Genomic DNA, 13,837 nt, shown 5'->3' with positions numbered 1-13,837 from the left:
GCCCGCGCCGCCGGATCCGGCGGCGCGGGGTCGCCGCGGCCGGTAACGGCCGTCAGCTGCCCGTCAGCCGCCCGCCAGCAGCACCGAACCCGCGAGGGCGAGCCCGGCGCCCGCGGCCTGCACCCCCCGCAGCCGCTCCCTGAGCACGATCAGTGCCGCCGCCACGGTGACCACCGGATACAGATGCGACAGTACGGCGGCGACGGTCACCGGACCGGTCTGGGCGGCGATGGAGTACGTACCGTTCGAGGCCACGTCCGCGAGGCCGACGAACGCCAGCAGCGGGAGCGAGGTCCACAGCATCCGCAGGCCGCCGCCGTCGGGCAGTACCGGCCGGCCTCGGCGGGCGGCGGCCGCGAGCGCCGCCCCGCCGACCGCGATGTTCACCGTGCGCTGGACGAAGAGCGCCAGGAAGAGTCCGGTGACGGTGGACGACGCCTGGGCGATCAGGGTCATCACCGCGCCGAAGCCGAACGCGGCCACGAAGGTGAGGGCGACCGTCTGCCGCCGGACCGGCGCGCCCCGCAGCTCGGGGCCGCCCGCGAGGACGATCCCGAGGACCGCCACGCCGATCCCGGCGAGCTGCAGGGCCCCCGGGCGTTCGCCGACGGCCAGCCCGGCGGCGACGGGCACGGCGACCCCGAGTGAACCGAGCGGCGAGACCACTCCCATCGGGCCGAGGGCCAGTGCCTTGTAGAAGGAGAGCAGGGCCACCGGGCCGATGACGCCCGCCGCCACCGCGTACCAGAGCTGCGGACCGGCCTCCTGCCAGGCCGCGGTCGCGACCACGATCACCCCGAGGACGGCGACCGCGATCCCCTGCGAGGCGACGACCACCGTGAGTGCCGGAATGCGGCGGGTCAGCAGCCCGCCGCCGAAGTCCGCGAGGCCCATCAGCAGGGCGGTGGTCAGGGCGAACAGTGCGACCATGGAAGGACCTCGCAGTACAGTGCGTTGAACAAGGCGGTACAACACACCGTAGTGCAGAATCTTGTACTGTCGCATTGAATATAGTGGACGGACTGAGCGGACTGTGCCGGACATCGATCACCTCACCCAGTCACTCGCCCGCAATCTCAGGCACTGGCGCGGCGAACGGGGCTACACCCTGGACGCCCTCGCCGCCCGCTCGGGGGTCAGCCGGGGCATGATCATCCAGATTGAACAGGCGCGGACCAACCCCAGCGTCGGCATTGCCGTGAAACTGGCCGACGCGCTCGGGCTGAGCATCGCCACCCTGCTTGACCGCGACCACGGGCCCCAGGTGCGGGTGGTGTCGCCGGACGAGCGGATGCGGATGTGGTCGACCCCCGGCGGAAGCTTCAACGAACTGCTGGTCGGCACGGAGCTGCGGGGGCCGATGGAGCTGTGGTCCTGGCATCTGGAGCCCGGCGACGGCAGCTCCTCCGACCCCCACCCGGACGGTACGGCCGAACTGATCCATGTCACCGAGGGCGTACTCACCCTGACCGTGGACGGTGAGCCGTATGCGGTCGCCGCCGGGGAGTCGGCCGTCTTCGAGGCGAACGTGCCGCACGCCTACCGCAACGAGGGCACCGGGCCCGTCGCCATGACGATGGCCGTCTCCGTCCCGCCGGCGCGCTGACCGGCGGAACCGGCCGCCCGTCCCGGGGTCTGTCCGGCCGGCCCGCCCGTCGGCCTGCCCGCTCACCGGTCGGTCCGCCCGTCGGTCCGCCTGTCCGCGCGGCGGACCGCCCGGGGGCGGGCCGCAAGCCCTTGCTACGGTGCGCCCATGCGCGCACCCATTGGCTCCTTCGACTCCGCCCGCCCCGCCCCCGAGGTCCTGGACCTGCTCGTCGCCCCGGTCGCCGACGCCGTACGGAACTGGACCGGCGACATCCCCGCCGACCAGCTCATCCATGTGGACACCGACCCCGCCATCGCCGACACCGCCGTCTTCGTAGCCCACCACGGCGAGGAACTGATCCGGCAGTCCGCGAACTGCGTGGTCGTCGCGGGCAAGCGCGGCGGGGAAGCCACGCTGGCGGCCTGTCTGGTCCTCTCCACCGACCGCGTCGACGTCAACGGCGCCGTCCGCAAGCATCTGGGCGCCCGCAAGGCGTCCTTCGCCCCGCACGAGACCGCCACCGGGCTCACCGGTATGGAGTACGGCGGGATCACCCCGATCGGGCTGCCCGCCGACTGGCCGGTACTGGTCGACGCCGCCGTCGCCGACACCCCCTGGGTCCTGATCGGCAGCGGACTGCGGCGCGGCAAGCTGATCGTCCCCGGCAAGGCCCTCGCGACGCTGCCCAACGCGGTCGTCCTGGAGGGACTCGGGATCTGACCCCTCCTGGACGGCCGCCGACCGCCGGCCGCCGGGCCCGGGCGGGCCGGGCCCGGGCCGAGGTTCAGCCCAGCCGCGGGATTTCGATGGCGGGGCACCGGTCCATGACCATCTCCAGACCGGCCGCCCGGGTCCGCTCGTACGCCCCCTCGTCGATCACACCGAGCTGGAACCAGACCGCCCGGGCGCCCTTGGCCACGGCCTCGTCGGCGACCTGCCCGGCCAGGTCGGAGTTCACGAACACATCGACCACGTCCACGTCGAAGGGGATGTCGGCCAGCGACGCGTACCCCTGTTCACCGTGGACCGTCTCGGCCTTGGGATGGACCGGCACGATCCGTTTGCCGTAGCGCTGGAGGATCCGGGCCACCCCGTACGCCGCCCGGGACTCGTTGGCGGAGAGGCCCACCACCGCCCAGGTGGTGCCGGTCGAGGTGAGGATCCTGCGGATGGTCTCGTCGTCTGCGTACATGCTTGCGACAACGGGTCGCCCGTGCGGACCATTCCCCTCCGCGCCACCCCGATCGGGTGAAACCCGGCGGCCGGAGCGGCTTAGGGTGGCCGTATGCAGGAGCAGTACCGGACGGTCGCCCGCGAGGGTGTGTACGAGACCGAGATCAACAGATCGCGCTTCATCTGCGCGCTCGCGCCCGCCGCGACCGAGGAGGAGGCCCAGGCGTTCGTCGCCGGGATCCGGCGGGAGCACCCCACCGCCACCCACAACTGCTTCGCCTATGTCATCGGAGCCGACGCCGCCGTCCAGCGGGCGAGCGACGACGGGGAGCCCGGCGGCACCGCCGGGGTCCCCATGCTCCAGATGCTCACCCGCCGCGACGTCCGCTACGCCGTCGCCGTCGTCACCCGCTACTACGGCGGGGTCAAGCTGGGCGCGGGCGGACTGATCCGGGCGTACGGCGGAGTGGTGGGCGAAGCGCTCGACGCCATCGGCACGGTCACCCGCCGCCGCTTCCGGCTGGCCGTGGTCACGGTCGACCACCAGCGGGCCGGGAAGCTGGAGAACGACCTGCGGGCCACCGGCCGCACCGTCCGCTCCGTGCAGTACGCGGAACGGGTCGCCATCGAGATCGGCCTGCCCGACGCGGACGTCGACGCCTTCCGGGCCTGGCTCGCGGACGCCACCGCGGGCACCGCAGGTCTCGAACTGGGCGGCGAGGCGTACGGCGATGCCTGACCACCCGGCCCGGCCCGGCCCCCGGCCGCCCGCGGTGCCGTGCCGCCCGCCGCGGCACCATCCCGCCCCGTACCGCCCCGGCGTGCCCGCCGTCGCCGATCTTCCCGAAGCCGCCCGGACTGTCACACCCCGCCGTTACGCTCGGGGATCATGAGATTCCTGCATACGTCGGACTGGCACCTGGGCCGGTCGCTGCACCGGGTCAGCATGCTCGGTGCCCAGTCCGCGTTCCTCGACCATCTGGTCGACCGGGCCCGCGCCCTGGACGTGGACGCGGTCCTGGTGGCGGGAGACGTCTACGACCGCGCCGTGCCGCCGCTCGCCGCCGTCGAGCTCTTCGACCGTGCGCTCCACCGGCTCGCCGACGCCGGGGTGCCGACAGTGATGATCTCCGGCAACCACGATTCCGCGCGGCGGCTCGGGGTCGCGTCCGGGCTGATAGAGCGGGCCGGAATCCATCTGCGCACCGACCCGGAGGGCTGCGCCACCCCCGTCGTCCTCACCGACGCCCACGGCGACATCGCCCTCTACGGACTGCCCTACCTCGAACCGGCCCTGGTGAAGGACGCTTTCGGGGTCGACCGCGCCCGGCACGAGACGGTGCTCGCCGCGGCGATGGACCGGGTACGCGCCGATCTCGCCGCCCGGCCCTCCGGCACCCGCTCCGTCGTCCTCGCCCATGCCTTCGTCGCGGGCGGCGCCGCCAGCGACAGCGAACGGGACATCACCGTCGGCGGGGTCGCCGCCGTGCCCCCGGCCGTCTTCGCCGGAGTCGACTACGCCGCCCTCGGCCATCTGCACGGCTGCCAGACCCTCACCGACCGCATCCGGTACTCGGGCTCCCCGGTCGCCTACTCCTTCTCCGAGGCGGACCACCGCAAGACCATGTGGCTGGTCGACCTCGGGCCCGGCGGGGCCGTGACCGCCGAGCGGATCGACTGTCCCGTGCCGCGCCCCCTCGTCCGGCTCGCCGGCCGCCTCGACGACCTCCTGGAGGACCCCGCCCACACGGCGCACGAGGACTCGTTCGTCGAGGCGACCCTTACCGACCCGGTCCGGCCGGCCGAACCGATGGCCCGGCTCACCGCCCGCTTCCCGCACACCCTCAGTCTTGTCTTCGCCCCCGAACGGCCGCCCGGGGAGGACACCGTCTCCTACTCCAGGAGGCTGCGCGGCCGGACCCGGCAGCAGATCGCGGAGGACTTCGTGACCCATGTCCGCGGCGCCGGACCCGACGACGCCGAACGGGCCGTGCTGAACGCCGCGTTCGACGCGGTCCGCGCGGCCGAGGCGGAGGCCGCCGGATGAGACTCCACCGGCTCGCCGTCACCGCCTTCGGGCCCTTCGCGACCACCCAGGACATCGACTTCGACACCCTGACCGCCGACGGGCTCTTCCTGATGCACGGCCCCACCGGCGCCGGGAAGACCTCCGTACTCGACGCGGTCTGCTTCGCCCTCTACGGCACGGTGCCCGGGGCCCGGCAGAGCCCCGGCACCACCCTCCGCAGCGACCACGCCCCGGTGGACGTCTTCACCGAGGTCCTCCTCGATCTCACCGTCGGCGGACGGCGGCTGGAGATCGCCCGGCGTCCCGCCCAGACCCGCCCCAAACTGCGCGGCACCGGAGTCACCACCGAGAAGGCGCAGAGCACGCTGCGCGAGTACGACGCCCGCGGCGGACGGTGGCAGGCACTCAGCCGCTCCCACCAGGAGATCGGCGAGGAGATCGAGCAGCTCCTCGGCATGAGCCGGGAGCAGTTCTGCCAGGTCGTCCTGCTGCCCCAGGGCGACTTCGCCCGCTTTCTGCGCGCCGACTCCAAAGCCCGCGGCGAACTCCTCGGCAAGCTCTTCGACACCCGCTGCTTCGCCGCCGTCGAGGAACGCCTCGCGGAGCGGCGGCGGGCGGCCGAGGCCCGGGTACGGGCCGGTGACGAACAACTCCTCGCCCTGGCCCACCGGATGACCCAGGCCGCCGCCGGAGCCGCCGGGGAGCTGCCCGCCCCCGGCCACCGGCCCGGGGAACCCGGGCTGGTCCCGGCGGTCCTGGAGTGGGCCGCCGTCGCCCGGGAGGGCGCCCGGGAGCGGTTCGCCGCCGCCGGAGGCGCGCTGGCCCTGGCCGAGCGCCGCCGCGAGGAGTCCCGTACCGCCCTCGACGAGCACCGGGAACGCGACCGGCTCCAGCGGCGGTACGCCGACGCGCTGCACCGCCGGGCCGCGTCCGAGGCCGCCCGCCCCGCCCACCAGGAGGTGCTGGCCGGTCTGGAACGGGCCCGCAGGGCCGAACGGGTGGCCCCCGCGCTGACCCTGCGCGCCGCCGCCGACCGCGCCCATGCCGCGGCGTCCGCCACCCTCGCCGGGGCCCGTGCCGCCCTGCCCGCGGACCTCGCCGGGGCGGGTGCCGAGCAGCTGACCGAGGCGGAACGGACCCTCCGCGGCGAGCTGGGCGCCCTGGAGGCCGCCCGCCGCGCCGAGACCCGGGGCGAGCGGATCGACCGCGAGAAGGAACGGCTCGACCGGGCCGCCCGCGACGACGAAGGCGCCCGGCAGGACGCCGAGACCTGGCTCGCCGACTGGGACGCGCTGCGCGGCGTGCACCGGGACGCCCTCGCGGCCGCCCAGGAGGCCGCCACCCGCGCCGAGCGGCTGGCCGGCCTCCTCGGCCCGGCCCGCCGCCGCCGGGACGCCGCCCTGGACCGGGACCGGCTGGCCGAAGCCGCCGACGCCGCCCGGGAACTCCAGTACGACGCACGCGACACCGCCCTCACCGTCCGGGCGGTCTGGCTCGGCCTCAAGGAGCGCCGGCTGGCGCATATCGCCGCGGAGCTGGCCGCCGGGCTGGTGCCCGGCGACCCCTGCGCCGTCTGCGGCTCACCCGACCACCCGGCCCCGGCCGCCCCGGTGTCCGGCCAGGTCACCCCGGCCGACGAGGAAGCCGCGTACGAGCACCACACCCAGGCCGAGGAGGCCGCGGCCGAGGCCGAACGGCAGGCGGCCCGCGCCCACGAAACCTGGGCCGCCGCCCGGCGGCAGGCCCGGCCCGACGGAGCGCCGCCCCCCGGGGACGGCGACCGCCGGGACGATCACGACCCGGTCGCCGCCGAACTGGCCGCCGCCGTCGCCGGGCTGGAGCGCGACCACCGCGCCGCCCATGAGCTGGCCTCCGGCATCCACGCCGCCCGGGAGACGCTCGACCGCGCCGAACGCGAGCACGAGAAGCGCCTCGCCGCCCGGCGGACGCTCGACCAGCACGCCGCCGCCCGTACCGCCGAACGCGAAGCCCTCGACCGGGAACAGGCCGCCCTCGCCGAACAGCTCGAACGGGCGCGCGGCGGAGCCCGCAGTGTCGCCGAGCGGGCCGCGGCCCTGGAGCGGCGCGCCCTGCGGATCGCCTCCGCCGCCGATGCCGTACGGTCCGCCGACCAGACCGCCCGGCGTCTCAAGGAGGCCGACGGCCAGGTCGCCGACGCCGCCTACCGTGCCGGTTTCGCCACCCCCGCCGAAGCGGCCGGGGCCCTGCTCGACGACGCCGGGCACCGGGCGCTCCAGCACCGGTCGGACGCCTGGCAGAACGAGGCCGCGGCGATCGCCGACCGGCTGGCCGAGGCCGGGGCCCGCGAGGCCGCCGGGCTGCCCCCGGCCGACCCGGACGCCGCGTCCGCCGCCCTGGCCGCCGCCGAACGCGCCGCGCGGGACGCCGCGTCCGCCCGCGACACAGCCCGGGAGCGCTGTGCCGCGCTCGACGCCCTGTCCGCCGAGGCGGCCCGGGCCGCCCGCCGGTCGGGCCCGCTGCGCGAGGAGTACGAGCGGGTCGCCCGTCTCGCCGGTCTCACCGCGGGCACCTCCGCCGAGAACGAGCGCAGGATGCGGCTGGAGTCGTACGTCCTGGCGGCCCGGCTGGAACAGGTCGCCGCGGCCGCCACCGTACGGCTGCGGAAGATGTCGGCAGGCCGCTACACACTGACCCACTCCGACGCCCGCTCCGGCGGCCGCCGGTCCGGACTCGGGCTCCATGTCGTCGACGCCTGGACCGGCCGGGAGCGGGACACGGCCACCCTCTCGGGCGGCGAGACCTTCTTCGCCTCCCTCGCGCTGGCGCTGGGACTCGCCGACGTGGTCACCGAGGAGGCCGGTGGCGTCCGGCTCGACACCCTCTTCGTCGACGAGGGCTTCGGCAGCCTCGACGAACAGACCCTGGACGAGGTCCTCGACGTTCTGGACTCGCTGCGGGAGCACGACCGCAGCGTCGGCATCGTCAGCCATGTCGCGGATCTGCGCCGCCGGATCCCCACCCAGCTGGAGGTCGTCAAGGAGCGGCACGGCTCGACCGTCCGGCTGCGTACGGGCGGGGTCAGCGACTGACCGGGCGCCGGGGGAGCGGCGAGGAGTAGACGACGCTCGTCGTCACCGAGCCGAGGGCCCCGATCCGGCCGGTGACCTCCTCCAGATGTGCCATGTCGCGGGTGGCGACCTTCAGTACGAAGCAGTCGTCACCCGTGACGTGATGGGCCTCCAGTACCTCGGGCGTGGTGTCCAGCAGATCGTGGAACGGCTTGTAGTTGCCGTTGGGGTAGCGCAGCCGGACGAAAGCGGTAATGGTCAGCCCCAGTCTGCGCTGGTCCACGACCGCGCCGTAGCCGGTGATGACCCCGGCCTCCTCCAGCCGCCGGACCCGCTCGGTCACCGCGCTCGCCGACATGGACACCTCCCGGGCCAGCTCCGCGAAACCGGCCCGGCCGCGGTGCTGGAGGAGGTCCAGAAGACGCCAGTCGGTGGCGTCCGGGGAAAAATCGCTCATGGGCCCATGAGAACCGGGGAATCCCCGGGCAATCAAATCCGGTGCCGGGGGAACTCCCTTCAGAGCGCCGGAAATGCTCCGTAGATTCATGGTCATGAACAGCGCACCGGCCACCGCCCAGGCCCCTTCGCCCGCCGCCCGGACCTCTTCGCCGGCCGCTCAGGCCCCGGCCGCCGCGAACCCCGTACTGAGGGTCCCGCCCGCGGCGCCCGCGGCCGCCGCCGCGTACTTCCGCGCGAGCCTGACCTTCCACGCCGATGTCTCGGACGTGGCCGCCGCGCTCGCGGTCGGCGGCGACCCCGGGTTCGTGGTCGTGGACACGCGCTCCGGGCCGGCCTGGGACCAGGGACACGTCCCCGGCGCGATCCACCTCCCGACCGCCCTCGTCCCGGAGCAGGCCGAACGGCTCCTCGACCCGGCCGTCCCGGTTGTCACCTACTGCTGGGGACCCGGCTGCAACGGCGCCACCCGCGCCGCCCTGGCCCTCGCCGAACGCGGTTACCGGGTGAAGGAGATGCTCGGCGGCTTCGAGTACTGGGCGCGGGAGGGCTTCGCGTACGAGACCTGGGAGGGCGGCGCCCGCCGCGACCCGGACCCGCTGACCGCGCCCGTCGACGGTGACGACTGCGGCTGCTGAGAAACGCTCCGCGCGGCGGGCATCCGGCCCCGGCTACGAACCGGGGGCGGGCTTTCCGGCCCCGGTCTCCCGAACCCCGCGGAGCCGGACGGCCCGAATCCGCCGGGCCCGGGCGGTGCGGCCTTGCGGGCGGGCTCCCGGGCCCGGCCCGGGCGGCGCGGCCACGCCGCCAGGTGCCCCGATGCCCGCGAACCGCCCGGGCGCGGCCGTGCGGAAAGCGGCCCCGATACCCGCGAACGGGCCGGGCGCCGGGCCCGGTTTATTCGCCTGACACCTGCGCGGTGAACGGCGACGATGGGACACCATGGCCTCACTTCCGCACCCCGCGCCCCTGGAACTCCGCCGTGACCCGCTTCCGCTCCGCGGCCGCTTCGCCCTGGTGACCGGGGCGAGTCGGAGGGACGGTATCGGCTACGCGGTGGCCCGCAGACTCGCCGCCTACGGTGCCGGTGTCTATCTCCACCACCATGTCCCGCACGACGCCGCCAAGCCCTGGGGCGCCGACCCCGGTGGTCCCGAAGCCCTGGTGGAGGGTGTCCGCGCCGCCCTCGGGGACCCCGGTGCCCCGGTCCACCACGGGCCCGCCGACCTCTCCGGGCCGGACGCTCCGGCCGCACTGATCGCCACGGCCGCCGAGGCGTTCGGCGGCAGGCTGGACATCGTCGTCGCCAACCACGCGCTCAGCGGCCGGGACGGCACCCTCGACACCATCGACGCGGAGATGCTCGACGCCCATTTCGCCGTCGACGCCCGCTCGGTGCTCCTGCTGGTCCAGGCGTTCGCCGCGCTGCGGGCCCGGCTGCCCGCCCGGACGCCCGGCGGCCGGGTGGTGATGATGACCTCGGGCCAGGACATCGCGGGAGGTATGCCCGGGGAGATCGCCTACGCCCTGGCCAAGGGCGCCCTCGCCTCCGTCACCCGCTCCCTCGCGACCCATCTGGCCGAACTGGCCGTGACCGTCAACACGGTCAACCCGGGCCCCGTGGACACCGGCTATCTGGCGGGGCCGGAGCACCGGGCGGTGGCCGAACGCTTCCCGGCGGGACGCTGGGGCGTGCCCGACGACCCCGCCCGGCTGATCGCCTGGCTCACCACGGACGAGGCCGGGTGGATCACCGGCGAGGTCATCAACTCGGAAGGCGGCTTCCGCCGCTGATCCGGACCGTTGCGCAGGTGGGGTACGGCCCCCGGGGCCGTACCCCACCCCGTCGTCTCACAGCTTCGACAACTCGTCGACCAGGTCGTCGAGGCCCAGGGAACCCTGGGAGAGCGCCGCCATATGCCAGGCCTTGGCGTCGAAGGCGTCCCCGCGGGCCGCCTTCGCCTGCTCCCGTCCCAGCAGCCAGGCCCGCTCGCCGAGTTTGTAGCCGATGGCCTGACCCGGGGTCGAGAGATAGCGGGTCAGCTCGCTCTCCACGAACTCCGCGGGCCGCCCGCTGTGGTTGCCGAAGAACTCCTGGGCCAGCGCGGGCGTCCAGCGCTCGCCCGGGTGGAACGGGGAGTCCGCCGGGATCTCCAGCTCCAGATGCATGCCGATGTCGACGATGACCCGGCAGGCCCGCATCATCTGCGCGTCCAGATAGCCCAGCCGCTGCTCGGCGTCGCCCAGGTAACCCAGTTCGTCCATGAGGCGCTCCGCGTAGAGCGCCCAGCCCTCGCAGTTGGCGCTGACCCCGCCGACGGTGGCCTGGTAGCGGGAGAGCCGGTCGGCGACATGGGCCCACTGGGCGATCTGGAGATGGTGTCCGGGCACGCCCTCGTGGTACCAGGTCGACACCAGGTCGTAGACGGGGAACCGGGTCTCGCCCAGGGTCGGCAGCCAGGTCTGCCCGGGGCGCGAGAAGTCCTCGGAGGGGCCGGTGTAGTACGGGGCGGCCGCACTGCCGGGCGGCGCGATCCGCGATTCCACCCGGCGTACCCGCTCGGCGAGTTCGAAGTGGGTGCCGTCCAGCTCCTCGATGGCCTGGTCCATCAGGCTCTGGAGCCACTCCCGCACCTCGTCGACGCCCTCGATATGACGGCCGTGCACATCGAGATGGGCGAGCGCCTCCCAGGGGCCCGCGCCGGGGAGGATCTTCCCGGCCTCGGTCCGCATCTCCGCCAGGATCCGGTGGTACTCGGCCCAGCCGTAGGCGTACGCCTCGTCGAGGTCGAGGTCCGTGCCGTTGTAGTAGCGGGACCAGCGGGCGTAGCGCTCGCGCCCCACGATGTCCGGGGCGTCGGTGACCGCGGGGGCGTACACGTCGCGCATCCAGTCCCGCAGCGCGGCCAGGGCGCCGCCCGCGGCCCTGGCGGCGTCCGAGAGCTCCGCGCGCAGGGACTCCGGTCCGGCGTCGGTGAACTCCTCGAACCAGGTACGGTCCGTGCCGATCCACTCGGTCATATGGGCGACCATGGTCGCGGTGGCCCGCGGACCCGCGTACAGCTTGCGGTCCAGCCCCTCCTGGAGGGCCGCCCGGTAGCTCTCCAGGGCCGCCGGGACCGCGTGCAGCCGGCGGGCGACCGCGGCCCAGTCCTCCTCGGTCGCGGTCGCGGTGACGGTGAACACCGTCCGTACCAGATGTGCGGGCGAGGCGAGGATGCTCACCGCGCGCAGCCCCTCCTCGGCCTCGTGCACGGCGAGTTCGGCGGTGAGGCGTTCCCGGAGGAGCCGTCCGCAGCGCCGCTCCGCGTCGCTCTTCGCCGCGGGCTGCTGCTCGGCTTCGTCGAGCCGGACGAGGGTCCGCCGGGCGAGCTCCGCCCGCTCCTCCTGGCCCGCGGGGGAGAAGTCGGGCAGTCGTCCCGCGCTCTCGGGGACCCCGAGGTATGTGCCGGTGATCGGGTCGAGGGTGATGAGCGCGTCGAGGTAGGTGTCGGCGACCTGACGGGGCAGCGGAATGCTGGCGGTGTCTGACATGCACACATCCTCTAGGAGTGGGGGTGTCGGCGTCACCATCGTGGGGGACCGGCGGGGCGCCCGGTGACCGCCCGATGGCCGGACGGACACCGTCCCGCAGCGGCCGCCCCGGCCCTCCCGGACCGGCGGATCCCGGTCCGGACCCGTCCCGGGCGGACTCTTCGCCGGTCCGGCCGCCTCCCCCGGCCGGGCCCTCCCGGTGTCCGCGGGGCCCGGCGGCAGCCGTCCGGGCGGCGCTCCGATGCCCGCCCGGCCCGGGAACCGGCCCTGCCCTATCACCCGTTCGGGGCATCCGGACATGCCGCGCCCGCGGCCGCCCGGCCGGATCCGGCCGTATCTGTCCGGACCGTCCGGGCCGCCGTGGGCCGGATCGCCCCGCCGCGCAGCGGTTCCGGCGGTTCCGGTATCCCGCCCCCGCAGATCCGCCGGGGGTGCCCCTCGGTGGTGCCCGCCGTGCCGAGGCCCGGCCGGGTACCGCTCCGCGACGGAGCCGCCACGACCCCGGAACGCACGGCTCCGGTCGGGCCCTTCGGCACCGGCCCGCCGGACAGGACCACGGATCTTTGGCGCGATATCGCCGCCACCGGACGTCGGCGCACGCCCACCGGACGCACGCCCGGCCGCGGGTGCACGCTTCTGCTCACGGCGACACCGTCCCGCGCAACACCCCCGCCCCCGTCCGTCTCCTGGCTGCCCACGTCAACAGTCCCCCGTGCTCACCGCCTCGCACCGTCGCCGAGGTGCCGGAGATCCGCCCCCGCCGGGTCCAGCCGGGCACTGATCACCAGGGTGCCCTCCTCGATCTGGTAGTCGAGGGGGAGCCGCAGCCCGCGCATGGCCGCGACCATCCCGGTGTTCGACGACATGGTCACCGCGTACACCCCCCGGGACCCCGAATCCCGGGCGAGGACGACCAGCCGTCTGAGCAGTTCGGAGCCGATGCCCCGGCGCTGCCAGTCGTCCTCGATCAGCAGTGCCACCTCGGTCTCGTCGCCGTCCCACAGCAGATGCCCGAGCCCCACCAGCCGTCCGGAGGAGGTCTCCACGGCGAGGGTGCGGCCGTGCCGCGGGTTCAGCAGATGGTCGAGATAGCGGTGGGAGTCACCGGCCGGGCCGTGATAGCGGAGCCGGAGCGTCCGGTCGGAGCACCGGGCCTGCATCTCCTTGGCGGCCGTCAGATCGTCCTGCCCGGCCCGGCGCACCACGATCTCCTCGCCCTCAGGCAGGGTGAGCAGGTCCGTCCCGTCGGGGGTACGGTGCCCCAGCCGGGCGTCCAGCTCCAGGAGCGCCCGGGCCCGGGCGAACTCGGTGGGGGTGAAGGGCAGATGCGGCCGTTCCACGGTGAGGGTGCCGCCGCGGGGGTCGCGGAGTCTGATCACCGTGCCTTCCAGTACCCCTTCCACCGGCGGCAGATCCCCGTCCGGGCGCCCGGCGGCGGTGACCGCGGGGCGGGAGCGGATCGTGCATCTGCCCAGCAGTTGGCGGAGCGCCATGGGCAGTTCCGCGGAGTCCAGCGCCGTCCGGGTGGCGAGTCCGAGCACCCGGGTCGGGGTGTCCACCAGGTCGTGCGCGTCGGCCCGCTCGGTCCACACCTCCGTACCGCCCGCCCGGACGACGGCCTCCCGCAGCCGGTCCACCGGCAGTGAGACCGGGGTACGCAGCAGGAACTCGTCCACGGCGCCCCGCGCGAGCGGATGGGTCTGGAGGGAGACGACGTCCGCCCGCAGGTCGGCGAGCGCGGTGCAGAGGGCGGCCAGACTGCCCGGCTCGTCCCGGACGGTGGTCCGGAGCCGCCGCAGCACGGTCTCCTCCGGGGGCCCGGATTCGCCGTCTCCATCCGGGCCGGAGTCCGCATCGGTACCGCCGTCGGTACCCGTACCGGTGAGGGCGCCGGGCCCGTCCGTTTCCTTTTCGTTCACCCCGTCCGTTCCGGTGCCGCCGTTCGAAGAAATCCCGCCGGCTGGTCGCCGACGGGCGCCTGTACATGTGGAAGACGCGCCACAGCCA

12 protein-coding genes are annotated in these 13,837 nt (G+C 74.7%); 7 read left to right on the top strand and 5 right to left on the bottom strand.

From position 1 onward, the window contains the following. Positions 1-63: 63 nt before the first annotated feature. Positions 64-930 (bottom strand): EamA family transporter, encoded by an 867-nt coding sequence (locus ACWDR0_RS32735; RefSeq protein WP_456355462.1) that lies wholly within the window; start codon positions 928-930, stop codon positions 64-66. 103 nt (positions 931-1,033) lie between these two features. Between ACWDR0_RS32735 and ACWDR0_RS32730 the strand changes: the two genes are divergently transcribed. After that, positions 1,034-1,606, top strand: coding sequence for a helix-turn-helix domain-containing protein (locus ACWDR0_RS32730; protein WP_456355461.1), 573 nt, complete (start codon positions 1,034-1,036; stop codon positions 1,604-1,606). A gap of 147 nt (positions 1,607-1,753) precedes the next feature. Beyond that, complete coding sequence (locus tag ACWDR0_RS32725) at positions 1,754-2,308, top strand: YbaK/EbsC family protein (protein ID WP_456355460.1); 555 nt, start codon at positions 1,754-1,756, stop codon at positions 2,306-2,308. A gap of 64 nt (positions 2,309-2,372) precedes the next feature. On the opposite strand, the gene ACWDR0_RS32720 is transcribed toward ACWDR0_RS32725, so the two are convergent. Then, on the bottom strand, positions 2,373-2,780 hold the full coding sequence (locus ACWDR0_RS32720) for a CoA-binding protein (RefSeq protein ID WP_456355459.1): 408 nt from the start codon (positions 2,778-2,780) through the stop codon (positions 2,373-2,375). Between the two features lie 93 nt (positions 2,781-2,873). On the opposite strand from ACWDR0_RS32720, the gene ACWDR0_RS32715 reads away from it, so the two are divergent. The 3 genes from ACWDR0_RS32715 (at position 2,874) to ACWDR0_RS32705 (ending at position 7,861) form a co-directional block, all read left to right on the top strand. Then, the gene (locus ACWDR0_RS32715) at positions 2,874-3,500 is read left to right on the top strand and encodes a YigZ family protein (RefSeq protein WP_456355458.1); all 627 of its coding nucleotides are present in this window, start codon (positions 2,874-2,876) and stop codon (positions 3,498-3,500) included. A 150-nt stretch (positions 3,501-3,650) separates the two neighbouring features. After that, complete coding sequence (locus tag ACWDR0_RS32710) at positions 3,651-4,808, top strand: exonuclease SbcCD subunit D (protein WP_456355457.1); 1,158 nt, start codon at positions 3,651-3,653, stop codon at positions 4,806-4,808. Beyond that, positions 4,805-7,861: an AAA family ATPase gene (locus ACWDR0_RS32705; protein ID WP_456355456.1), complete on the top strand. Its 3,057-nt coding sequence runs from the start codon at positions 4,805-4,807 to the stop codon at positions 7,859-7,861. Before ACWDR0_RS32710 ends, ACWDR0_RS32705 begins: the two co-directional genes overlap by 4 nt. Here the strand turns inward: ACWDR0_RS32705 and ACWDR0_RS32700 are convergent. Next, on the bottom strand, positions 7,851-8,297 hold the full coding sequence (locus ACWDR0_RS32700) for an Lrp/AsnC family transcriptional regulator (RefSeq protein WP_456355455.1): 447 nt from the start codon (positions 8,295-8,297) through the stop codon (positions 7,851-7,853). The two genes, ACWDR0_RS32705 and ACWDR0_RS32700, sit on opposite strands and share 11 nt — an antisense overlap. An 88-nt stretch (positions 8,298-8,385) precedes the next feature. Here ACWDR0_RS32700 and ACWDR0_RS32695 point away from each other — a divergent pair, with 88 nt between their 5' ends. Further along, positions 8,386-8,934 carry a rhodanese-like domain-containing protein gene (locus ACWDR0_RS32695; protein ID WP_456355454.1) on the top strand — a complete coding sequence of 183 codons (549 nt, stop codon included), beginning with the start codon at positions 8,386-8,388 and terminating at the stop codon, positions 8,932-8,934. 304 nt (positions 8,935-9,238) lie between these two features. Next, positions 9,239-10,090 carry an SDR family oxidoreductase gene (locus ACWDR0_RS32690; RefSeq protein ID WP_456355453.1) on the top strand — a complete coding sequence of 284 codons (852 nt, stop codon included), beginning with the start codon at positions 9,239-9,241 and terminating at the stop codon, positions 10,088-10,090. Between the two features lie 57 nt (positions 10,091-10,147). Here the strand turns inward: ACWDR0_RS32690 and ACWDR0_RS32685 are convergent, their stop codons facing one another. Both ACWDR0_RS32685 and ACWDR0_RS32680 read right to left on the bottom strand, forming a co-directional pair. Then, complete coding sequence (locus ACWDR0_RS32685; RefSeq protein ID WP_456355452.1) at positions 10,148-11,830, bottom strand: DUF885 domain-containing protein; 1,683 nt, start codon at positions 11,828-11,830, stop codon at positions 10,148-10,150. Positions 11,831-12,546: 716 nt separating this feature from the next. Then, positions 12,547-13,837, bottom strand: a 1,291-nt coding sequence (locus tag ACWDR0_RS32680; RefSeq protein WP_456355451.1) for a GNAT family N-acetyltransferase, incomplete at its 5' end; no start/stop codon positions are given.

It is taken from the genome of Streptomyces sp. NPDC003691, from assembly GCF_053981115.1.
Note: the sequence above shows the minus strand (reverse complement) of the source record. Positions and strands in the feature narration are given on the sequence as shown.